Annotated in this window: 21 protein-coding genes; 3 read left to right on the forward strand and 18 right to left on the reverse strand. The window is 56.6% G+C overall.

All coding sequences use genetic code 11. The annotated features are described in order from the left end of the window. Positions 1–392 precede the first annotated feature (392 nt). The 3 genes from VFX97_13935 to VFX97_13945 form a co-directional block, all read right to left on the reverse strand. Positions 393–911, reverse strand: coding sequence for a Spy/CpxP family protein refolding chaperone (locus VFX97_13935; GenBank protein ID HEX5704298.1), 519 nt, complete (start codon positions 909–911; stop codon positions 393–395). 207 nt (positions 912–1,118) lie between these two features. Next, positions 1,119–3,044, reverse strand: coding sequence for a tetratricopeptide repeat protein (locus VFX97_13940; protein ID HEX5704299.1), 1,926 nt, complete (start codon positions 3,042–3,044; stop codon positions 1,119–1,121). A gap of 70 nt (positions 3,045–3,114) precedes the next feature. Then, complete coding sequence (locus VFX97_13945; protein HEX5704300.1) at positions 3,115–3,372, reverse strand: hypothetical protein; 258 nt, start codon at positions 3,370–3,372, stop codon at positions 3,115–3,117. A 151-nt stretch (positions 3,373–3,523) separates the two neighbouring features. Between VFX97_13945 and VFX97_13950 the strand changes: the two genes are divergently transcribed. Further along, on the forward strand, positions 3,524–4,702 hold the full coding sequence (locus tag VFX97_13950; protein ID HEX5704301.1) for a PrsW family intramembrane metalloprotease: 1,179 nt from the start codon (positions 3,524–3,526) through the stop codon (positions 4,700–4,702). 87 nt (positions 4,703–4,789) lie between these two features. Next, the gene (locus VFX97_13955; protein HEX5704302.1) at positions 4,790–5,566 is read left to right on the forward strand and encodes a 3',5'-cyclic-nucleotide phosphodiesterase; all 777 of its coding nucleotides are present in this window, start codon (positions 4,790–4,792) and stop codon (positions 5,564–5,566) included. 88 nt (positions 5,567–5,654) lie between these two features. On the opposite strand, the gene VFX97_13960 is transcribed toward VFX97_13955, so the two are convergent. The 11 genes from VFX97_13960 to VFX97_14010 all read right to left on the reverse strand — a co-directional run bounded on the left by VFX97_13960 (position 5,655) and on the right by VFX97_14010 (position 16,202). After that, entirely contained in the window at positions 5,655–5,945 is a 291-nt protein-coding gene (locus VFX97_13960) for a hypothetical protein (GenBank protein ID HEX5704303.1), read from the reverse strand. 535 nt (positions 5,946–6,480) lie between these two features. Then, positions 6,481–7,017, reverse strand: a complete 537-nt coding sequence (locus VFX97_13965; GenBank protein ID HEX5704304.1) for a DinB family protein — start codon at positions 7,015–7,017, stop codon at positions 6,481–6,483. Between the two features lie 275 nt (positions 7,018–7,292). After that, a complete protein-coding gene (locus tag VFX97_13970) occupies positions 7,293–7,514 on the reverse strand; it encodes a hypothetical protein (GenBank protein ID HEX5704305.1) in 222 nt (73 codons plus the stop codon). A 207-nt stretch (positions 7,515–7,721) separates the two neighbouring features. Beyond that, positions 7,722–8,462 (reverse strand): CDP-alcohol phosphatidyltransferase family protein, encoded by a 741-nt coding sequence (locus VFX97_13975; GenBank protein HEX5704306.1) that lies wholly within the window; start codon positions 8,460–8,462, stop codon positions 7,722–7,724. Between the two features lie 301 nt (positions 8,463–8,763). After that, positions 8,764–9,036 (reverse strand): hypothetical protein, encoded by a 273-nt coding sequence (locus VFX97_13980; protein HEX5704307.1) that lies wholly within the window; start codon positions 9,034–9,036, stop codon positions 8,764–8,766. Then, entirely contained in the window at positions 9,036–9,422 is a 387-nt protein-coding gene (locus VFX97_13985; GenBank protein ID HEX5704308.1) for a hypothetical protein, read from the reverse strand. Before VFX97_13985 ends, VFX97_13980 begins: the two co-directional genes overlap by 1 nt. A 30-nt stretch (positions 9,423–9,452) precedes the next feature. After that, positions 9,453–9,773, reverse strand: coding sequence for a DUF971 domain-containing protein (locus VFX97_13990; protein HEX5704309.1), 321 nt, complete (start codon positions 9,771–9,773; stop codon positions 9,453–9,455). A 51-nt stretch (positions 9,774–9,824) separates the two neighbouring features. Continuing rightward, positions 9,825–10,163 carry a bacillithiol system redox-active protein YtxJ gene (gene ytxJ / locus VFX97_13995; GenBank protein HEX5704310.1) on the reverse strand — a complete coding sequence of 113 codons (339 nt, stop codon included), beginning with the start codon at positions 10,161–10,163 and terminating at the stop codon, positions 9,825–9,827. Positions 10,164–10,361: 198 nt separating this feature from the next. Next, the gene (locus tag VFX97_14000) at positions 10,362–13,223 is read right to left on the reverse strand and encodes a CHAT domain-containing tetratricopeptide repeat protein (protein ID HEX5704311.1); all 2,862 of its coding nucleotides are present in this window, start codon (positions 13,221–13,223) and stop codon (positions 10,362–10,364) included. Positions 13,224–13,262: 39 nt separating this feature from the next. Beyond that, positions 13,263–14,162 (reverse strand): DUF4384 domain-containing protein, encoded by a 900-nt coding sequence (locus VFX97_14005; protein ID HEX5704312.1) that lies wholly within the window; start codon positions 14,160–14,162, stop codon positions 13,263–13,265. Between the two features lie 81 nt (positions 14,163–14,243). Next, on the reverse strand, positions 14,244–16,202 hold the full coding sequence (locus VFX97_14010) for a protein kinase (protein HEX5704313.1): 1,959 nt from the start codon (positions 16,200–16,202) through the stop codon (positions 14,244–14,246). A 684-nt stretch (positions 16,203–16,886) separates the two neighbouring features. Between VFX97_14010 and VFX97_14015 the strand changes: the two genes are divergently transcribed. Next, the gene (locus VFX97_14015) at positions 16,887–18,431 is read left to right on the forward strand and encodes a hypothetical protein (protein HEX5704314.1); all 1,545 of its coding nucleotides are present in this window, start codon (positions 16,887–16,889) and stop codon (positions 18,429–18,431) included. A gap of 570 nt (positions 18,432–19,001) precedes the next feature. Here the strand turns inward: VFX97_14015 and glgP are convergent. The 4 genes from glgP to VFX97_14035 form a co-directional block, all read right to left on the reverse strand. Next, positions 19,002–21,161, reverse strand: coding sequence for an alpha-glucan family phosphorylase (gene glgP, locus VFX97_14020; GenBank protein ID HEX5704315.1), 2,160 nt, complete (start codon positions 21,159–21,161; stop codon positions 19,002–19,004). A gap of 208 nt (positions 21,162–21,369) precedes the next feature. Beyond that, a complete protein-coding gene (locus VFX97_14025) occupies positions 21,370–21,930 on the reverse strand; it encodes an O-acetyl-ADP-ribose deacetylase (protein HEX5704316.1) in 561 nt (186 codons plus the stop codon). A 3-nt stretch (positions 21,931–21,933) separates the two neighbouring features. Further along, positions 21,934–22,326, reverse strand: coding sequence for a hypothetical protein (locus tag VFX97_14030; GenBank protein HEX5704317.1), 393 nt, complete (start codon positions 22,324–22,326; stop codon positions 21,934–21,936). Positions 22,327–22,597: 271 nt separating this feature from the next. Then, on the reverse strand, positions 22,598–23,299 hold the full coding sequence (locus tag VFX97_14035; protein HEX5704318.1) for a hypothetical protein: 702 nt from the start codon (positions 23,297–23,299) through the stop codon (positions 22,598–22,600). Positions 23,300–23,477: the final 178 nt, after the last annotated feature.

Raw genomic sequence — 23,477 nt, forward strand, 5'->3', positions numbered from 1 at the left:
TTGCGTAGCTTGCAGGCTCTCAGCAAACAAGTCAAGGTTCTGAGGAAACTCAATTAACAGCTTTCAGCGGGATTGGACCAGGGTTAGTCCGGTCTGAAGGGCCGGAAGGTCACTTCACGGCCATGTTCATTCTTGCAAATGGATGGCTCACCGGTCAACAGGTTTTCTGGAACGCTTCTGGAACGGGTAAATGCCACGATTTCCGAAGCATTTTGACGATCTATGCAACGGTTCCCGTTTGCGGCACCTTCGATTCTTTGTCCCGATCCCGAAACGAGCCGGATGGCATGGCCGCTCCCGACGAAGGAAAACGGCTCAATAACCGAGGCGCGCCGGTTAAGCTGGCACGCCTGTTCATTGAGCCGTCCTTCCGAGGAGTGCCTCGTCTCCTCTCAGAACTCAGGTTCGCCCGGAGGCGCTGGCGGCCGCGGCGGACCCTGGCGCCGGTGCTTGTGTCGCTCGGCCATTTGGGCTCGCTGTTCGGCAGTCAGGACGTTTGCGACCTGCGACATCATTTTCGCGTGGGCGACTTCCATTTCCACTTGAACCTTCGCGCGCGCTTCCGCCGCTGAGCGAACGGCTGCTTCATTAAAGTTGCTCATCGGATCGCCTTGACTCTCATGAAGCGCGTGCATTTGATCGCGCAACGCTTTGGTCTGTTCGGCAAAGCTTTCATGAATCTGTTTGACTTGTTCCTTCTGAGCGTCAGTCAAGTTCAATCCAGCCAACGGGCCAAAGCCGCCAGGTCCTCGCGGACCATGGGGGCCGTGTCCAAACGGGCCGCGCGGCGGTCCCGGCGGACCGTCGGGCCGTGGCGGCGGGTTTTGCGAAAAAACGACAGCCGCGGTCGTTAACAAAAGTGCGCCTGCGAAGGTCGCAACAACGCTGAATTTCTTCCAGTTCAGTTTCACGTCAATACTCCTTTTGAAAATAGCTGGATGGAAAGTGCACGCGTCACTTTCTACCTGTTTGATGAATTAGTCGCAGAGGAAGAGGAGTTATATGACAAGCGAGTCAAAACGCTCGCAAACCATTTAGAGGGATTGATGAACCTGGGCAGAAGAAAGGCACGCGGAACCAAACATTGGAACCGCGCGCCCTTCAAGCTTAATAGAGATTTACCGGTTTTTCGAACCTTCTCTTAGGAGGCGCGCTACGGTCGGCGTCAGTTCAGTTAACTGATCAGACTTCTTAAGGAAGGCATCTGCGCCGGAGGCTAACGCCTCATTTTCTAAATCGTCGCCCGAAAGCATGAGAATCGGTGTCCGGCGGCGATGAGTTATCTTGCGAGTGCGCTGCGCCAACTCGAGCCCGGTGACGCCGGAAAGACTGCTGTCAACGATCACTATGTCATAGTGCTCGCTACTCGTAAGCTTTCTGAGCGCGCTATCGCCATCCGTGCACAGCTCGACTTCCCACTTCTCTGCGGACAGAGCGCTCCGGGCGGCATCCGCGACCTCGGCTTCATCTTCAACGTGCAAGATGCGGATGTGGGCCGGCGTGCGCCCGGTGTTGGCGGCGCCAAGCCTTTGCTTAGCGCGGCGCGGTTTCGAGAACAGGTGACTTCGACGTGGTCGCACAGCCGAACGCTGGACAAGCAGGTCGCGATGCCGACTATTGATTAGCGAAATAAGGCTCTGGTGGTGTTTAAATCCGAGCAAATGCGCTGCCTTGGTGACCGCACCACCCGAATCGCGTAGCGCGCGCTCAATTAGTGACTTCTCAAAGGCGCGGACCTCCCGCTTTATCGAAAAGTTGTCCCACGATGCCGTGATCGCAGGTGGCGTTTCCTCACCGCTTTCGCTCAACGCGTCGATGACTATGCGCGCACCTGAAATCAGTCGGCTGGCGGTGGCCGGCTCCTGCGAATTCTTTAACAGGTCCGCAGCAGCCTCGTACATCGCCGCCAGCTCCAGCGGCGAAGTTTGCGCCGTCAGTTCCTCAATGATGCTGAGTTTGGCTCGGCCGGCGCCTTCCAGGTCGCCACAGGTTTCAGCTATTTCGATGGCGCGATCCAGAAGTTGGCGCGCACGGACAAATTTGCCGAGGCGCGCTTTGACGGTTCCGAACGTGGTAAGCGAGTCCGCAAGCATCGCCTTCTCATCACCTCGTTCGAGCACCCGTACCGCTGAACGAATAACACGTTCCGCATCCGCTAACTGGCCCGCGGCCAGGAAAACACGCGCCCGGGTCTCGTCAGCGTGCGCCACGGAATAGGCGTCCTTCAGTTCTGAGTAAAGTTGCCGCGCGCGATCGAGGTGGCTGTGGGCTTCCTGATAGCGTCCAATCGTAAACAAGAGGAACCCCAGGTTATTCTCGACGTTCGCGAAATAACGCTTGTTCCGCGCTTGCTCGAAGTGGAAACTGGCGGCCGCATATTCGATTAGTGCTCGATCGAGATATGCCTCTAGATTGTTGGCGTCGGCCATGCCTCTCAAGGTCGTGCCAAGGCTAATGTGAAAAGTACCTTGCAGATAATGATCGCCGCTGTGCTCAACCAGGTCGGCGGCCTCGTTGTAGATTTTGAGGGCTTCGCTTAAACGTCGCGAAGCGGTCTCTACGATCCCGGCCCTGATGAGAATCAAGGCTTTCAGGTCGCCATCGTCTTCTGTAATGTCGGCTAGCGCGTTGGCAAGATTGATCCGCGCTTCATCGAAGGCTCCCTCGCGCCAGTAACAAAGCCCGAGATCGGCGCGCGCTTGTGCCACATTGCGGCGCCGGCCGAGTTGCTCATAGATACGCAAACTTTGACTAATAAAGTCTTTCGCTATTTCCTGAGTGCCTTCGCGTGGACGAGTGGATGCTTGCCGACTCGCCACGCACCCGATACGGAGCAGAACCTCGGCCCTTTGTGCGTCTTCAAGCTGATCAACCGTAACGGTATTCGTCGATTCGTCCCAAAACTCGCTAAGGGCTTCCCGGGCCCCTTCAAAGTCGCCCAGTTTCTCCAACTCCCTGGCGTGGCCACAGGCTATGGTGGCCCGCTCGGCAACGGATCCGAGGCCTGCGGCAAGTCGAGTTTTTGTCTGAGACTCTAGTTTCATGTAACGTTCCCTTTCGTCGGTGCATCAACTCTGCGCGCTCGCTGAAGTACTGCGCATGAGGGGATAAAATTCACAAATCAAAATAGAAAACCTTGAATAATCGCAAATATCTATTTCCTTGCATCACTGCTGAAGTCGTTGAACCATGCAGGTACGTGACCATGCCAGGGAAAAAGACCACGTCCTTTGTGCCCCGCGAGATACAAACCGCCATCACGAACCCCGAAACTTCCAGTGATTCTGCCAAAAGCCACGCAGTAACCGCGCTTTCGGCGCGTAGCATAGACGTACCGCGACCGCTTTGCAAGCTCAATTGCGGATCGCCCATAACTGCTGACAGCTTGTCGCTTATGTCTAGTCGCACCAATTTAGGCGGCGGTTTAGTCTCAGGGCACGATCTTACGGTCCCGAGCTCACAATGATTGGTGGCCGCTGGTTTGAATTCTCGTTATACTGCGCCTGCCAAATCACCACACTGCATGAACCGCTTCAACCAGAATCCCGTTGCCTATCAACCGATTGTGATGCCGAAATCGAAGCGTTTGAGCGCGATCAAGATTATCGCCGCGATCATCGCGGCCATGTTCGGAGCGCTGCTCGGCCTGCTGATTCTGTTGTTGATTGGTGCCGAGACGGGGTGGGAAGAACTGGTTATCGGCATGATTTGCGCCACTTTGCCGGTGCCGATCTATGTGATGCTCTTGCTCTGGATCGATCGCTATGAAGCGGAACCGCTTTGGATGCTCGCTACAAGTTTCTTCTGGGGCGCGATCATCGCGGTCTTCATTTCATTGATTTTCAATACCGGGGTTCAGATTTTTGCCACGGTTGCCAGCAACAGCGAAGAAGTAGGTGACGCCGTGGGCGCGGTTATCTCTGCCCCCATCGTTGAAGAAAGCGCCAAGGCCCTAATTCTCGTCATTCTTTTCTTTTGGAAGAAAGACGAGTTCGACGGGATTGTCGACGGAATTGTTTACGCCGGCATGGTTGGTCTTGGCTTTGCCATGACTGAAAACATTCTGTACTACGGTCGCGCCGTGGAAAAGGGGCCTGAATTTTTGAAGGTGGTTTGGTTTGTGAGGGGGATGGCGGCGCCCTTCTCGCATCCCTTGTTCACCAGCATGACCGGCATCGGACTTGGCTGGGCGCGGCAATCGCAGAACACCTTCACGAAAATCGTGGCGCCGTTTCTCGGCTTCGGTCTCGCCGTACTCATGCACGCGGCTTGGAATGGGTCGGCGGTGTTTTTCGGCGGTGGTGGATTTTTTGTGACTTACTTCATGGTGATGGGACCGGCTTTGGTCATTACTTTGATGGTCACTCATTTTCAATTGAAACGCGAAGGCCGGCTGGTCCAGCAGTTCCTGTATCCGGATTATCAGAAGGGCTTTTTCGATCAGCATGAATTTGAAAGGCTTTGCAGTGTGCGCGGGCGCATGAAGATGTCCTGGAGTGCCTTCTGGTCGCACGGGTTTTCAGGCTGGCGGATACGCAGGCGCTGTAATCAAATGGCGAGCGAGTTGGCGTTTCATCGCAGTCGCGTCGCTCGTGGCTTTCACCGCAATGCGCAAGAGGCGGCTGAACGCGAAGAAGAGTATCGATCGGCTTTGCACGAACTCCGGCAGCAGTTCGCGCAGCGCCAACAGGGCAGACCTTAAAGCGCCAAAAAAGTTTCGCGTCCGCAGCGACAGTTAGCTTATACTTGCGCCCGAACTGCGCAGGCACATCTGAACGGTAACTACCCGTTGAAGATTCAACTTTTACCCAGCTCTTTTGACGCCGCCGGAAGGTCCACTCCGGCGCAGCGACTCACGTGCTTCCTGATTGACGAGCGGGTGACCGTCGACGCCGGTAGTCTGGGTCTGGCGTTGACTGAACCGCAGCGGCGCACGGTGCGCGATGTGATCGTCACGCACCCGCACATGGATCACATCGCAAGTCTTCCTATTTTTGTGGATGACCTGTTTGCCGAGTTAAAAGAACCCATTCGCATTCACGGGACGGCTGAGGTAATTGGTCTGCTGGAGCGCGATGTCTTCAACGACAGTGTCTATCCGCGCTTTGCGGAGCTGCGGAATCAGCACGGGCCCGTGATGACGTACGTGCCGTTCAAAACCGGCGAGCCCTTTACCGTCGCACATCTCACGGTCCTTGCCGTGAACGTCAATCATATCGTTCCGACCGTGGGTCTACTGGTTTCTGATGGCCGATCGTCGGTCTTGTTTAGTTCAGACACCGCGGAAACAGACGAGCTGTGGGCAGTAGCCAACCGTGCACCCCGCCTGGATGCGCTACTGATCGAAGCATCGTTTCCCAACTCAATGGGCGAACTGGCGAGAGTCTCGAAGCACCTGACGCCGGAGACCATGGCCCAGGAATTACGCAAACTGGATCACAACGGAATCGATATTCTGGCAGTGCATGTGAAGCCGGCCTATCGCGCGAAGGTAATTGAAGAAATCGAAGCGTTGGGGATCGAAAAGTTAAGCGTGATGGAAGCGGGAAGAGTTTACGAGTGGTGAAACGGTCAAGAGCTAAAGGCAAGAGTCAAGACCTAAAAGCCAGGAAAAGTAACGTCCACCTTTGCCCTTAGCTCCTCGCTCGTTGCACCTACCTCACGCGCTCAAATTCCTTCTCAGCATGTTCCCCGGAAAAATTCTCAAGCAAGACGCGCCCGCTGGGAAGCAGCTCTTGTACTCGGAAGGTTCGTTCTGAGCCATCGCGTCCCGGCATCAACTCGGCTCTAAACACGACTTCCATCCCGGGTCGCGCCCAGATGTTGTCGCTGTCGCGGTCCGTGCGGCGCTTGTTGCTGCCTCTCATCATCAAAGCTCCAATCGCGCCGATCGCGCCCGCGGCCACGGCCACTCCACCTAACAGCCGTTTCGTTGACTTCTTCATTGTCGACTCAGAACGTCATCGCGACGTCCACAGTCACCTTGGCAAATCCGCACAGGTACGTCAACTCCGATAGCAACCCCCGTTCCCGCACACAAAGAAAGCGCGACTTCCGCTCAGTAAACCGCGGTTGTCGCGCTTTAGGAAAAATCCTGCGCCAATTCTTAGTGGCACATCGGAACAAGTTTGGCCGCGTTGCTCGGGAAAATGGGCAACCCACTCAATGAGCGCTCAGAGTTGATCTCGGTGAATTGCGCCCATTTCTCGGGAACATCCGCCTCGGGGAAAACCGCCTCGACGGGACATTCGGGGACGCAAGCGTCACAGTCGATGCACGTCTCGGGATTTATGACGAGCATGTCATCGTCAAGGTGAAAGGCATCCACGGGGCAGACCATTGCACAATCAGTGTATCGGCAGTTAACGCAGGGCTCAGCCACCACGTACGTCATAAGCGAATCATCCTCCAGGTGTGATTCAGATATTGCGCTCGAAAAACGCGGTCATCCTAACACAGGGCACCCAACGCCACGCAATTTCATTCGCGGGATGATGAGGCCGACTTCCACGCATGAATCGGCGCGCCGTCTTTGAAGTCATAGAATTCGAGATCGATGGCCGCAAACATTTTCGTCATCATAATAATTTGGCCCGTGTGCATCGAAAAATGTTCGACCACATGGAAGATTGCCGCCAATGCCGACACGTCGGACTTCTGAATGGTAAAGCGCTCCAGCAGCCGGTTGGCGTCAAACGCCGCCAACGTCGCGTCAACTTCGTTCAGAGTCTGCCGCAAACGCTGGATAAGTTCGTCGCGCGGAATAATTTCACGCTGCGCAAACTCCGCGTCGCGGTCGCGCTGGTCAGGCGAGCCTCCCAAGCCGACGACTATCCACTGCCGCACGTTGCCGTTCAAATGCAGCAACAAATTCCCAATACTGTTTGACTGAAGGTTAGCGCGCCACCAGATTTGCTCGTCGCTTAACGCGGCGGCGCATCGTTCGAGCTTGGGCAGGTAATCCGTTAGCAGAAGCGATCGCGCTTCAGAGATGAACGCCCGGCCCACTTCATTCATACCGAATTGCCTCACTCCTCTTCAGGCCGTCGCTTATGCTTGGCTTTACGTCGCGCCGGGCTCGCTTTTTCGTCGGGCTTAACGTGCTCGATGGGGTGACCAGGAGGCGCAAGCGGCCGCCGAATCGAACTAATGATCGACTTCTTTTGGCGACGCTTCTTCGAGCGGGAAGACTTCATCGCAGATGCAGGCGGAATCCTGCGCGATGCTATAGCCGCATCCCGAAAGTGTCAATACGGTTTTTGACGGTGAGTGAAGGTGAAGGGAAGCGAAGCTTAGGCTTCGTTCGGCTGCTGTTGGCGCGCGCGGATGAGGTTCTCGATGGCTATCGAGGTTTCCTCTCGCTGTCGCTTCTGGAAATCATTCACCCAACCGCTGACGGTCGAAACCATATCGGTCGGCGTCTTGCGTTTGTTCTGACGGGCCGAACGGCGGTTCGGTTTGTTCAGAACGCGCTCTTCACGCTTAATTACTTTTACAACTTTCTTCTCTGACATTGCCTGATTTCAACGTAACTGCTTGCAGCAGGCCGTTGCTTTCTTGGAATTGAATTTACGAAAACTAATGACGAAAGTTCCCGATGGAATTTGCGTCTTTTTAGGGAAAGCACTACTTAGACGTTCGGCGGAGGCAGTTGGTTGCAGAACGTTAATTGTCTCTCGGTCCGGAGGATAGCACGGCAAACCGCCAAAAAGCCATAGAAATTAAGCTTGAGCTGATTCCTGCTTGGCGGCCATGTCCGCCCGCCAAAGCTTTTTCTGCGCCCGATAAGCCAAAATGCCGAGCACAATCACGCCGCCAATGGCGACGTACGGCAAGGCGCCTTTAAGCGGTCTTGTCCCAAACTTAACCAGCAAAGCATTAATGATGATAAGACCGATGCGCATCTCCGTCGGCCCGAAACGCGAGAAGCTGACTTTGAATTCCTCGGTCGTCGCCAACATCAGGTAGGTGTGAAACATGAAAGCGCTGAAGACGCACAGCACCAAAAGCATGTTAAAGAAGGCCCGCTCCGGGATTAGCAACGTGTACCCGAGCAGAATCGAACAGAGGAAGCCGTAGTCGAACAAGTGATCCATGTAGAAGCCCCACTTGCACAAACCCGTGTCGCGATATTTGCCGAGCTTCCCGTCAAAATGATCGGTGAAGTAATGAAGCACGATCATCAGGTTCACCATCCAAAGCCACCGCAGGTCAAACTTCGCGAGATAACAGAATCCGACAATGCCCAGAGACCACAAGGGGGTCAGCAGGGTCAGGTGATAGGTCTCGATCCAGCTGGGTATGCGCGGCAGGACGACGCGGGCCAGCCGGCGCTCAAGGGGCACCAGCAATCCCGAATTCGACTTTCCGGCGCCGGCAAACTTCTGTTTGCCGTAAACCCGTACCGACCAATCCGGCCCGTGAGTCTCGTTGACTACTGTTACTGCTGCATCACCTGGCATTTGATTCACCTCTGCGGAATTAGACCCGTCCAAAAGATTTAGCTTTCAGCAATCATCGAGCCACGGTCGGAACGGGCCTGGACCTCAGTCTGTGCTGACTGCCGTTCCTTTTCAAGAAACAAATCCCCGACAGTTGGAGCATATTATCCGGCGGTTCTGCGGACCTAATGTGGAGAGTACGCCGGCTCGACGGCCATTGATTGTACTTGAGCGTGATGGGGAGCTGAATAAAAAGCGGCGACCAGGCACCCCACGCAACATGCTCGCGCGGGGACCCGCCACCGCTGCACTAGAAGGATTCCTAGATAAAAACTACTGATTGCGAAGACGGAATCTCGAATCGTTTCCGGCAACGCATGTTACGGCAGGCGAGCATGTCGTCAACGCGCACCATATAATCGCGTGACTTTGCGAACTGAGCGCGCTGGTCTTCGTTCATCCCACGCGGCGGCGCGGATTTCTTTCGGCGGGTTAGCCAGCGGACGTCGTAATCGCCGCGCTCGCGGCAGAACGGGCATACGAATGACGCCCGCTTGGTTTCCTGTTTCTCGTTGAAAAAGTCGCTTTCGCGCATTATTTGTTCATTCCCACCACCGCTGCGCGCTTATGAAGTACGCGCTTAACGGCGTCAATTAAACGTTCCGGATCTATCGGAGCTGGTTCATAAGCATCGGCGCCGGCCGCTAACGCAACCGTCGGTAGCCCGGTTCCCCATTCGGCGACGGCCAACACCCCGGTCGTCTTTGTTCCCAGGACTTCGCGAACCTGCCTGATTAAATCCGTTCCGTTTTGGCGCTCATCCAGATGGACGATTACCAGATCAATTAGCGAATCGGTCAGTACCTGAATTGTAGGCGCCGGCGCTGACACCGATGAAACTGCGAAGCCGTTCTGTTCCAGGCGTCGACGCACCGATCCGTCGAGATTTGCGCCGCCGACAAACAGAATGTTTTGCGTCATCGCGTCAGCAACCGATTCAGAATTCCCACGCTACCGCTCGCAAAGGTCTCTCAAATATTGAAAACTGTAAATGCCTGTCTCGTGACCGTCGCTCCAGCGAAAGTTCAAAGCGTACCGGCCGACGATGCTCAAATCCCCGATTTCGATTTCGTCAGAGACAGCCTGAGGCCGGAGCGTGCGTTGTCCCGTCCATTCGTCAACGCACTGCGCGCAGGGACACGCCCGCCGAAGCATCGGAGCGTCGTACTCGCAAACCCGACCGTCGGCCCAGGTTATGCGCAAGCGCGAGTTGCTCTCTTGCGAAATCTCTGTCGGTTCGATCGTTTGGCGTTTTTGTGCGGCGTCGATCATAACTAAAGAACCATTCCCGCCACTATCCCGATTGACCGGGATCTGGCCTATTCACTGAGCAGCTTCTTCGACTGCACGGGTCACGGCGTCGGCGGTGATGCGAAAATGCGAAGCCGACCACGCCAACTGGCCGTCGCGCACAACCAGCACCTGCGGCGTTTCGTGCGGTAGAGCAAATCGCGCCTCTATCTCGTTCGAAAGGGCGCGAGCCTTCTGCACCGTGACGAGGGCGACGGGCTTCTCCAGCTTTGTCATCTCGCGAAAGGCGCGCGCGCTTATGCCACAAGTGTCGCTGTGCTTGAAGAGTATGATCGGCTGTTCAGCAGACTGGCCTAAAAGCTCATCCAGCCGCTGGACATCGTTCAACTCCATGAATCCGTTTTCAGTCATAACTCAAGCTTCGTATCATCTTAACTGACCCGCAGGCTGGCGCAAACGTGTGCGGCCCAAAGTGTAGTGAAGATTTGGAATGCGCCGGCTTGACGGCGCTTTGACTGTATTGAGGAGCCCGAGGAGAATGAAAAGCGGCGTCTAGGCACCCCACGCGAGATGCTCGCGCGGGGACCCCGCAGCCGCCGCACTCCAACCCTATTTCCACTCGCCAACCAGGACGAACGGCGCCCAGTAGAACGGCGCGCTGTATTTCTTGCCGGAAATCATCGCGAGTTGAGCTTCGCGCAGAGCCGCCGATCGTGAGGGTGAGCCGGCCGCGAGAAAGCGCTTGTAGAAATCTGTCATCAGTTCGGCGGTCGATTTGTCGGCGACTGACCACAGACTGACGCCCACCGTCGGCGCGCCCGCGTACATGAATGCGCGCGTCAACCCCATGACGCCTTCGCCGCGCTTCTCTTTGCCCAGTCCGGTTTCGCAGGCCGACAGCATCACGAGTGATGGCGCCATCTTCAGATTGAAAATTTCGTCAGTGCGCAAGAAACCGTCGGCGGTGGTATTTCCGACGAGGGAAAGTACGACGCCGGTGAACTGTGGCCGCTCGACGTTCAGCAGTCCGTGGGTCGCGATGTGCACGATGCGATAGTTCGAGACGTTAGCCGCGTGAACTTTTTCTTCGCTCGCGCCCAGATCCATCCACACGTCAGCTTTGGCGCCGCCGGTGCGGGCGCTGGCCGCGATGGCCTCAGCTTCGGCGCGTGTTCCGGGAAGCCTTGCCAGGCGAAGACCGGACGCGGGCGGTGTGCTGCTCCCAGCAAAGTCGCTGACGGCACTCTCGAGTGCGATGCCTAAACCGCGTGTTTCGCCGGTAGGAGTGCGCGCCACCTTGAGGTCAGTCAGCCGCGAGTCATCTGTGCTGAAGACCGGGTCCGCGATTACAAGAATTGAGCCGTCCCTGACGTTTGTCGCAGCGGACTGCTGTTGCCTGATCGCGATGATGACTGAAGCCGAAGGCGCGTAAACAATCTCGTTCGACTTGATCAGATAATTCAGAGACGCGTAATCCGATGCTGCGGGCGAGGCGCCCGCGCTCCCAGCCACCAGCGCTTCAAAGGGAACGTAATTGAGTGCGCCGTCGGCCACGATCAGCACACGCTTGTCGCCAATCAAACTTGCAGCCGGCGCAACCACAGCCTGATAGAGCGCGTTCGACGCCGTCACGAATGACTGAACGTTCTCTGAAGGTCCCTGTGCCAGGCCCAAACCACGCTGCTCATCGGCCACATCGATGCCAATCAATCGGCGCTGAAGCTTCGGCGGAATTAGCTGCGCGCGAAAATCCGTCGCCAGCTTGTTGAGTTCAGCTTTTGCAGGCAGCTTGAACACTGACAGCCCTGCGCGCGTGACGGCGAACAGATACGACGCGTCGTTCCCGAGCGCGTATTCCAACAGGACCGTGTTGTCGTCCAGGACTTTCTGCTGAATGTCGGCGAGCGAGGACGGTTGCGCAGCAGTTAACGAGGCGTAACGCGGGCTGGCCGTGCGGATCTGGTTCTCGATTTGATCGAATTCCGTTTGTAGCGTTTCGAGTTCTTTTTCGAGATCGGACGGCTTCGCCTTCTGATCGGCAGCGACACTTACCCCAGTCAGTTGCGCCGCGATTTCCTGTTGCCGATTCAGGTTCTCCTGCTTCCGCTTGAGCAAATCGCCCGGCACACCCGCCGTAATTTGCGCATTTACTTCCGCGAGCATATCGAGCAGGGAACGCGCGCGCGCCTGCTCGGAAATGCGTAACGCTTCAGAAGCGTATTCGAGCGCCTTACCAGATAAGGGCTGGCCGGCCGGCGAGCCGGTGATCGCCATTTCAGCAAACGCTGCGACGGCTTCGTCGTAAACGTCTTTGGTTGTCGCCAAAAATGTCGTGCGAGATTCATCGGCACGAACGCTGCCCGCGCGAATCTGCTCGATCGTGTTCAATGAATCGCGATAAGCAGCGAGCGCCTGCTCGCGAAGCTTCGCGCCGTCTTTTTCCGTCCCGGCTTGCAACCAGAGACTGCGGCCACGACCGCGTTGCGCCGGCCACATCAAATCGAGCCGCTTGTCTTCGTCGGCGCCTTTTTGCGCCGCTTCGTACAACTTGGCGGCGTCTTTATAGCGACTTTCCTTCAGCGCGACGTCGCCGAGACTGGTGCGCGCAGCGGTACGAAAGCGCCGAGTCTGGCCAAGCTTCGCAACGATCGGCAGTGAGCCGCCGCCGGCGCTCATCGCATTCTCGAAATGTTTCTTCGCTGTCGGCAGGTCGTTGTTCGCAAACGCGATGCGACCAGTGCCGAGTTCGTAAGTCATGTAAACGATCGCGACGCGATACTCGTCCATCTCTTTCTTCACTTCGAGCAGGCCGATCGCGCTGCTTACGGGCGTGGCTATATCAGCGCGCCCGGTCGAGATGCTGCCGACAATTCCGCCCAGACCGCCAAAACGCCGCCCGGCTTTCGCGGCCGCGCTTTCAGGTTTCTTCACAGTCATGCGCGCGTAAGCGGTCCCTGCTCTTGACATGTCGCCGAGCCGAAAGCTCGTGTCGCCAATCTTCGCGAGCATCAGGTTCGCGTTGAAGCTGTTGTCAGCGGTGCTCGCGGCGGTTTCGGCAGCAGCACCCGTGGTGGCGCCGGCCTGACTGGCAACCGAGCTGGTGACGGCTTGCGTTTTTTGATCCTTAGCCGCAGCGGCCGTGAATGCCTCGAAGGCTTTTTCGAAATGTTCGAGCGCAACTTTGTACTGGCCCTGAAGCAGATAGAGATCGCCAAGCGCATCACGCGCGGCCGCAATGCCGCGTTGATTGTTTGCTTGAGTGTACAGAGTCAGAGCGGTTTGCAGATGATTTAAAGCCTGATCGGCATGTCCTTGCTTGAGCAGACTGCGGCCGGTGGAAAGGGCAGAGGACGGATCGGCTTGAGCGACTGTCGCATCGCCGCGAGCGTCAGCGGATTGCGACTCCTGCCAGAGGAAGGTACCGATTGAAACAGCGAGCGCGAGCGGCGCGAAATACTTTTTGAAACGCATTGTAAATCCAAAGCGCCGCCCTGCGCGGCGCACTCCAAATCATTTGTGAACCAAATCTAAAACCGTCACGAGCATTGGCTCGTTGCTCGAGGCGCTGATCCTGATTACGGACGGTTGGGGCATTGATTGGTCTAAGCCCAAACCGCGCGTCATCGCAACTTTTTCACGTTCCGTTTGCGCTTGGCCAAAGTTCTGAGTCGTCGCGACCTTGACCTGCGCGGTCGTCATTTTTTCGATCTGCTGCCACACGTCGTTCGGCGCTTGCCACGGACATTTGTCTTTGTTAAGCCCACAAAACGCGACGAGTTCGTCCGCCGTGGGCACGCCGCTAAGCGGCTCGCGCGTAACCACAATGAAAACGCGTTCGGTGCCAGGGTCGCCGTAGAACTCAAACCAGCGGAGGCGCTCTTCGGCCTCTTCGCTGGAAGGCACTTCTACGGGTACATGTGCTTCGATCCAGTTTTCGCCGGCGTCAAGACGCGCGTCGGGGAAGATCATGCGCGGCGCCGCACCGTTTTCGCTATTAAAGATGTACAGGTACCCATCGGTGTTCGGCTCAAGAGCAATTCTGATCCGGTCAGCATTGCGGAACTCGCGCGTGGGCTCAACCCGGATGGCGCGCCCGCTGGGCTCGCGCATGAAGATCGTGTAACCCAAACCAATTGCGGGCTGAGCTTTTTTCGACGCGGGCCGGTTCGTCGCAGCTGGTGTCGTGGTATTCGCGTTCGTGGCGGCGGATGCGTTCGCTGCCGAATTCGCATTCGTGTTTGTCTTTGCCGGCCGGCGACGATGACGTCGCGAAGGGCCTTTCAGGTTGGTTGTCTTCGGACGACTCTCGAGAAATGCTCCGCGCACATCATCCTGATGAGCACTGACGACGAAAACTCCGGTCAGCAACGCAATCAACGCTGACATCGTGACTAGCGATCTTATTCTCATGACACTTCCTCAGTCACCTCAGGCGGGCAGTAGCCCGCCTCTACACATGAAACTCGAAACTTGAAACCTGGAACTCGCGATTCACTTGTGTTCGATGCGAACTCTAAACACGACGGACGCCTTTTCAGTCTCGTTTTGCGGCACTTTTACTGCAGTCTGTGGCGAAGTGCCACCCTTAACCGGCTCGATGGTTGCGGGTTTTGATTGTGCCTGCGACTGAAAACTCTCCCACTCTTGGATCTCAGCCGGCGTTAGCTCATGCGGCGCGGGGGCGGCGAAAAAGGCCGGCGAAGTTAGCGGCGCCGGTGAAAAGACAAACGTGAATTCGTCGGTGCCCGCGTTTTTGTCCAGAGTAATCCAGTTGCTTCTGTCTGCAGAGTCGGCCGGAAAGACGAAGTCCCGGCCACTCGCGACTGAATTCACCCCAGGCGCGAATTTTGGAGAGTAATACGTCAGGAATGTTGTCGGTGCGTTGTTTGATCCGGGTCCAACGATGTAGAGGAAACCATTCTCGTTTGGCGAAAAGTGAAACTTGAACGATTCGCCGGATTGCATCGGCACCGTGTCCCCGGCGCGAATCGCCGCATTGCGATCCTTCGTTTCGACCTCGAGCCAGTATCGCGCGACTTCGTGCATCGGCACTGGCAAATCTGAACCACCGGACGGAGTTGTAACGCCGGTGGTCGCGCCGGTGTTAGTCCCCTTGAACTTCATGAACGCGAAAGCTCCTGCGCCGATCAGGATTAAGAGGACGATGGCGACGGCCCCTGTCAGGACGAGCGGCGAACGACTCTTGCCAATCGGGACGTCCACGTGCGCGGGCGGCACCGTGTGTGGTGGCGAGTCGATGGGTTTTGCAGCCTGCCGCGCAGGTAGTTCGTCCGCGCTCGCCACAACTGTCGGCATAGTCGACGCTTCGCTAACGACCGGATGAGCAGGACCGCCTTCGAGAAGCGTCATTGCGCCGGAATCACCTACGGTCGGTGTCGGCCGATCGGCAAGTGTGACTCCGTGATCCCCGCGGGCCGGCGCGTCGCTTGAGCCGGGCAACATGATTGTCGCCGCGCTCTCGCCCCCCACGGACGCTTCCAACTCCTTTTCGAATTCGCCGGCGGTGGCTTGTCTGTCGCCACGATCCTTGGCCATCGCGCGCATGAGCGCTCTGCCGAAATCGACTGGAACATTGGATGCCACTTCGTGAAGCGGCTGGGCCGTTATCGTCACGTGCTGCTTTCTTAATTCCAGAATTGTGACACCGCTGAAGGGCCGTTTGCCGGAGATGATTTCGTAGAACACGACGCCGAGACTATAGAGGTCCGCGCGCCCGTCGATTTCCGAGTTGCCATCTTCCGGCAACTCGCCCCATTGCTCGGGAGACATGTAGTACGGCGTGCCGAGCATCTGGCCCGCCACGGTGAGATTCGTGCTACCGGTCTTCTCTGCGCCCGCCACTTCGCGCAGCTTTGCGATGCCCAGATCGAGAAGTTTCACCACCGGTTCGCCACCCGTGCCGGCTTTGCCGATCATGATGTTTTCGGGTTTCAGATCGCGATGTACGACTCCCATCGCATGGGCCGCGTTAAGCACACTGATGACCGGCTTCAATGTCGCCAACGCTTCAGCGGGTGAAAACCTTCCGCGCTTCTTAAGTTCTGCGTCGAGCGTCGTGCCCTCGACGTACTCCATCACCAGATAGATCATCCCGTCGCTCGACGTGCGCAGATCGTAAACCGTGACGGCATTCGGATGGCGAAAGCGGCGTGCGGCCTGACCTTCGCGTTGAAAACGGCGCAGCCATTCCGAATTGCTGCGCATCTCTGGCGGGAGCATTTTGATCGCGACGCGGTCCCCGAGCAGAATGTGGCGCGCGCGATATACGGCACCCATGCCACCGCGACCGAGCAGCGATTCGATCTGGTACTGCCCGTCGAGCACACTGCCGACAAACGAGTGTGGGTCTTCCTCCAGGACCTCGCCGTCCTTGGGACAGAAGCTAACGGTGTCGTCGTACTTGTTAGTGCAGGCGGGACAAAACTTCATGCGGGAATCTAGTGTACAACGATGATGAGGTCAGTACCATGTGCGTCAGCACGGTGAACAATCCAACTGAACAATTGATTCGAACGCATACACCAGAGGTACTCGGTTTCCTGCCGCCAGAGTTAGACTCTCGATGAGCCGAGTTAATCGTCTGCGCGAGACAGATCCTGACCGTCCATCAAATCCGAGTCGTGCTGGTTTCAATATGTGGTGCAGACTCCTCCCGCACATGACTTCACGGGCCGACACGCGGGCCGCCTCGCGAAGCTCACCAACCTCGAAATCATTCTATTGACAATCCTTCGTCCCGCGTATAAAAGGGCATGGTTTCCCAGCTTTGCCAGGTTTCTTGCTTCCACACAAATGCAAGTAATCCCAATACAAGCTAACCTTCTCAAGAAACGCAGCCATAGAGCGCGGGGTCACAGTGTGTTCGGGTTCAAACTTTCCACGTTGGCCACTTGTCTATGCGTAACCACCCTGGCTGTTTTTGCCCAAAGAAACGAGCGCCCAGCCTGTCTCCCACAGTCGCCTGGTGATCGAGTCGTCTCTAAGCCCGGGAAGAAGGACACCAAAAAGGAGAATGCTGAGTTATCTAACGAGCGGCAACAAGCTTTATGGCTCCTTGAACAAATAGGAGAACGGGCGAATAAGCTGGACGCCAGCATCTTAAAGGTCAGGGTAATGGCCAAGGTGGCGGACACTCTCTGGCAATTCAACGAACCTCAGGCGCGCCGACTCTTTGCCGGGGCTTTTAATGCGATTGATTCAATTAAACTCGATTCAGGCAAAGACCAGAGGGTGCGGATAGCCGCTGCGACAGGTGGTCATGGCCCACTCGCAGGTGTCAGGGCAGAAGTCTTACAAGCCATCGCCGCACACGATTTCAAACTAGCCGACGACTTGCGCGAATCACTTAAAGAGCCAAAAATCGATAGCAACACCGGCAAGAGCGCAGCCGAACTCGCTGAAAAAGAAGAGCTTGCCTGGGACATCGCCGCCGCTTCTGCTAAGCAGCAACCACAGCGAACAGCCCAGTTCGTGCGCTCACAATTGCGAAAAGGAATCACAGAAGAGTTGGGATGGGCTCTGGTCAATATCAGACGCAACAACCAACCACTTGCAGAACAACTGTTTAGTGAGTCTGTGGCAGTGGCGCGCCAGAATCTTAACGCTTCGGAGAATCTTGAAATTCTATCCGTTTACGTGTTGCCCAGCGAAGCCGAAGCGTTTTATGGGCAGCCTCCCGATCCTTCACGCGATGACGCCGTCAGACCATTTCTTGCATATGCGGCCGACAGGCTTTTGTGGCAATCAGCTACCGGGCACGCGAATCCTCCGAGAGGAGCAGAGGCGCAACAGGAGCACCGCGTTCTAGAGTCCTTGCTTCCCCTTTTCGAGCGTCTCACTCCTCAGAAAGTCGCCCTGTTGCGTGAACGTATGGGTGTCTTGCTGGGAAACATGACCACCAGGCAAGCCGACGCAGCATTATCCAAGCCCGAAGACATCGCTGAACTAGTGCGCCAGGCTGAATCAATTGTCGGTAGCGAGAAAAGAGACCGCCGTCTCATTCAGGTCTCACAGATTGCGGCGCGTCAGGGAGAAATCGATCTAGCGCTTTCAATCGCCGAGAAGATTAGTGATTTAGCGGAACGCAGCATCCAGGTCTCCCTGATATCTTATCAAGCTTCATTAAAGCTGCTGAAAAACGGGGAGTTGGAGGAAGCTTATCGCTATGCGCGAAGGATAGAGTTCCTGCCTCAGCGAATAGCGGCCTTTAATGTTCTGGCGAAAAAGCTCCGCGCCTCGAAGGACGATGATCGAGCCCGTTTGATCCTGGAAGAGATTTCCGAATGGATCGACAAGGCTGATAACACACCACAGAAGGCCAGGGCATTGTTGACTCTGGTGCTTGAGATGTCACGGTACGATGCCGAACGAAGCTTCCAACTTCTTGCCTCTGCCATCAAGACCATCAACACCGTAGACTTTTCCTCGCCCAAATCAACCGCATCATCAAGAGAACTCCAAGTGACCTTAGATATGCTTGATCTTGAAACAGTTTTTCATCGACTCACTGACGTTAATAGAGACCGAGCTCTGCAAGCCGCTCAGTCTCTCACCCATAAAGAGGCGTCTTTATTATCACAAGCAATCGTTTGTGCTGAGATACTTGCCACAAACCCGGAACTTCACGCAGAGTCGCCAGCTCCAAATCAACCTTACTAACTTAGGAGGAACCCATGTCCCTGAGGAAACTATGCTGTATGTTCGCAGTTGGAGTTTTCATGATGCTCCTTTCGGTGACGGCAGCATCTGCGTGCACGGATGATCACTCATCTGTCAGTGCGGAACATGTCCGTAACCATCATCAAGTTAAGTCGTCGATCATCTCTTCAACTTCCACCGTCGAGCACAAGCACATCGCGTTAAAAGACCGGTCGGCCAAACAACCTAAATCGCCGATTCGAGCGAGTGCCATGATGACCGCCGTACTAGACGACGATGACCCCGAAACCGAGGGTGGTTGTATCCATGCCAACGGTTGTACCTGCTCCGGTATGAAGTCGCACAAAACAAAGTGCGGCACGAACGGCGATTGTACCTCTCATCCGGGCCTTATTTGCACGTGGGGTAGCGGAGGTTCATAGGTCCGTGCGGGACGGAAAGTAGTGGCAGGTTCTTGAGGCGTCGCACGTAGCAACCTGATACGTGCTCTTGTAATACCGAGTGACAAAACAGAAGGTGGCGGAGCTTGCTCCGGCGACCTTCATCCGGCGTGGGTCGGACAGGTAGTGTCTAGTAAATCCGCTCCGCATACTCCGCCGCCATGCGGTCGCTATTGAACGCGGGCACCAGAGTTTGAATCGCGCGCTTCATCATCCCCACCCAACGCTGCGGCACGCCGTCATCATCGCGATCATAGAAGGGCGGAATCACTTGCTCCTGCAGCACCTGATACATGGACGCGGCGTCACGCTGATCGGCATCTTCATCGGTAAGAGTGCTCACATCGCTAATCGCGAAACCGTTTTGCCCGTCGTAACCTTCCAGCCACCAACCATCCAAAATTGAAAAGTTGAGGACGCCGTTCATGGCAGCTTTCTGGCCGCTCGTGCCTGACGCTTCCTGTGGCCGCCGCGGCACATTCATCCAGACATCGACGCCCTGCACGAGCTGTCGCGCAACTTCCTGATCGTAATCCTCGATGAACGCGACGTGCTGCCGCACAGACGGATTGCGCTGCCACCGCAAAAGCTTTTGCAGAATGAGTTTCGCGCCTTGATCGTGCGGATGGGCTTTGCCGGCGAAAACGAACTGCACCGGACGTTCCGAATCTGTCAGAAGTTTGGTCAGCAGTTTTTCGTCGCTCAGCAACAAATCCCAACGCTTGTAACCGGCAATGCGGCGAGCAAAACCGATTGTCAGCACGTCGGGATCGAACATTGTGCGCGCGGATTCGATGTAATCATCGGTTTCTCCACGAGCCAGCCGCGCATCGAAGCATCGATCGCGAACGAACGCGACCAGCCGCTGCTTCAAAAGGGAATGCGCTTGCCAAAGTTCTTCCTCGGAAAGCTTGTCGATAGCGACTGACCAGGCGCTGGCGTGACGTGCCATCTCGAGCCAGTCATCACCCGCCAGACGCTGATAGACCGAACGGATCGGCGACGCGACCCACGTGGCGGGATGCACGCCGTTCGTCACTGAGGTAATCGGCACACCGTCGGTCTTTCGCTCCGGCCACATCTTTTGCCAGAGCTGGCGCGACACTTCACCATGCTTCCGGCTGACGCCGTTTATTGAGCGGGACATCCGCAGCGCGAGGGGCGTGAGCCCGAACGCGGCGTCAGTGCCGCCGTTGACACGACCGAGCGCCAGAAACTCTTCAAGCGATAGGCCGAGCGCCTTTTCATGCCAGTTTCCAAAACCCTGCGTGATCAATTCCGGAGAGAACTCGTCGTGACCAGCAGCCACCGGCGTGTGCGTCGTGAAAACGCAGCGTTCGCGCACGCGTGCGGCCGCGTCGGCAAAACTGACGTGTTCCGTTTCAATGATCTCGCGGGCCAGCTCAAGCGACAGAAATGCCGAGTGGCCTTCATTCATGTGGAACACTGACGGCGAGAGGCGTAGCTGTCTGAGTAAACGCACGCCGCCGATTCCGAGCATTATTTCCTGGACGAGACGCGTCTCGCGATCACCGCCGTACAAGTGGCCGGTGATGAGACGATCAACTTCCGCATTCTCAGGGACGTTGGTGTCGAGCAGGTAAAGCTGGACGCGGCCGATTTTTGCTCGCCACGCGCGGGCGTGCACGACTCGTCCGCGCATGGTCACCTCGATCATGAGGGGCGCACCGGTCGCGCCGGTCGCGTCGATTACTGGCTCAACCGGAAGTTCGTCCGGGTATGTTTCTTTGTAGGTTTCGTCTTGCCAGTCGTCGCCGGTGACGCTCTGACGAAAATATCCAAAGCCATAGAACAATCCGACGGCGACGAGCGGCAGGTTGAGATCACTTGCCGACTTCAGATGATCGCCGGCCAGAATGCCCAGGCCGCCCGAGTACATTGGCAGGGAACTGTGCACACCGTACTCGGCGCAAAAGTACGCGACCGGAGTTTGGGGACGGACGCGTTCCGAAGTGCGCAAGCCGGGCCAGGGCCGGGCGTCGCTCATATACGCATCGAAGCGATCGGACAATTGCTGGAGTCGTTCCGCGAATGCCGGGTCGGCGGCCATTTGCGCGAACCTCAGATCCGACGTTTGCGCCAGCAGCGCACGCGGATTCTGCTCACACTGCTGCCACAGGCCTGGGTCAAGGTCGCGAAAGATCTCCGGCCCGTCGGGCGCCCAACTCCACCAATAATTCCAGGCGAGTTTTTCGAGCGGCTTGAGAGTCGCGGGCAATTCGCGCGCGCGCACGACCGGTTTCGTTTCAGTGTCGACTTCAGGATTCATATTAGATCGATGAGCAAGAGTAAGGCGGCCAGCGCCGCCTGAGGAATGACCGATTTTGCAGAAGATTGTGGACTGCGTCAACCGCCGTTATGAAGTCAGTACCGGGAGCGTTAGCGACTGGGTTCTAAACCAATCGGGAATCGATCCAGGCGGAACTGTGACCAGGTCGCTACAGCTCCCTGTACTGACCTCACTAGCGATGACGTCCTCACTCGCTAAACTTCTGACTCGCCAAAAACGCCTCGGCGTCGGCCGGCTGGAAAAACACCAAACGAACTTCATTCAACTGATGATCAGTGCCGAGGAAATTCTCAATCGTCCGGGAAGCGACTTCAGCCGCTTCCTCCCGCGGATAACCGAACACGCCGGTTGAGATCGCCGGAAACGCGACCGAAGTAAGATTCTTCTCGACGGCGAGAGTCAGCGAATTGTGATAGCAGTTGGCCAGGAGTTCAGCTTCCTTTCCGCCTTCCTCGCCGTAGATCGGCCCAACCGTGTGAATCACGTAAAGCGCGGGCAGCTTGCCGCCGGTCGTAATCACGGCTTCGCCGGCTGGCAATCCATTCGGAAAACGCGAGCGTCGAATCTCGCGACATTCTTCGAGAATCTCCGGTCCGCCGGCCCGATGGATTGCGCCATCTACGCCACCCCCGCCAAACAGCGAAGCATTGGCCGCATTCACGATCGCGTCGGTGTCCTGCTTCGTGATGTCGCCCACGATGACCGTGATGCGGCCGTTGAGAAATTGTTGTTTCTGATCGCCGTCCATTGGCTAATCCGCGGTCGCTTCCTCTGCGGGAGGCTCGTCCGCGGCTACCTCTTCCACGGCGGCTTCCTCATCGCGCGCTTCGACGTTGATTTCGTCGAACATGTCCTGCCGGCGCAAAGCTTCCGCTACACCTTTGGCTTTGTGCTCAGTCAAAGGTCGTTCGGGATCCTCGCTGGCGATTTCGAAGACTCGCTCATCAAGCATGTAGACCCCCAGCGAGCCGAGCGTGACGCCCGGCGTAACTTGAATGTCGTCCATGTTATGAATCTTGAAATTGCCGTGCTCCTCGACCCAATCTTCAATGAAGGGATCGCGCAAAGCGTGTTCGGCTTCCGATTCAGTCAGGTAAGCGCCCTCGACGATCAGGCAGTATTCGCGGCCTTTGTTATCAGTCATTGTTCTGGAAAGCGAGATGTGCCGTCGACGACCAGCGGTCGCGCGGTAACGCAGAAAGGGGTGCAGCTTCTTTAGCCGTCATGCGTGAGGCCATTGCGTTGCGAATGGCCCGAAGAGTGGGCCTAATTTACCACCGCTAAGTGCTACAACGCCAGAGCTTTTTAGTCAGAACCGCCTGCGGTAGCGGGCGGTTGATCCTCAATACCAAAGACTCGGTAGGAATTGAGATCAACCGCCCGCGACCGCAGGCGGTTCTGACAGGAAGGGTCTCTTACGAGGAGTAATGGCGATTCAGCTCTTCGCGCAGACGGCGAAAATGTGAATCGAAAGTCACAAAACCACTAACGCCCTGGAAAAAGGCGCGGCCGCCAGTTTCGTCCGAGACGCGCTGCAAAGAGCTCTGTCCGTAACTGGCCGCGAGACGGCTCCGGCTGGTCAGGCCCACCGACGGCGCGTAGAACGAGTAGATCGAAACATCGCGGCGATTCGCTTCCTTAATCGTGCGATGAATGTCCAGCGTGTTGCCGGCAGCCGTCGCATCGAAACCGCGAGAGACATCGAGCCCGTCGGAAATCAGGAGCACTGCGTTGTTACCACGCCAGCTGGGATCGAACTTCTTCAAAGCATCGATTACTTCCACGTACGGATTAAAAGCTGACGCCGCCGTGCTGGCCATGGGAATCCGGAGCGATTTCGCGGCCCGATCCAAGTCCGTAGTGAAGGACTGCCGCACCTGCAAACGACCGGCGGTGATATAGCCAACCATGACGCGCGAACCTGCGGGCAAGGAACGAATGAATTCTTTGGTGACGCCGATTTCGTTGCCCACCTGCGACGTCAAGTTGTCCTGAATGAGGATCGCGATATTAAGCGGCACACGCACCGCTTCAGCCTCTTTTGCGCTCGCGGTCGATAAGCCAACGGTGAATAAGAACGCGATAGCGAAAATGAATGAGGAACTTCTCTTAAACATAACTTTACCTTTCAAACTGGCGAACACTTCGCCAGAAATCGTTGTTAATTGAGTTGTCTGGGTTGAGTTTAAGATGCGTTTGAGGGCGCTAAGGTTGGCATGAATCAGTGGGCGGTGAGCAGTGGGCAGTGAGCGGTGGGCGGTGAGTGCGCTCCACGCACTCACGACCCACCACCCA

Source organism: Pyrinomonadaceae bacterium, from assembly GCA_036277115.1.
GTDB lineage: Bacteria > Acidobacteriota > Blastocatellia > Pyrinomonadales > Pyrinomonadaceae > UBA11740.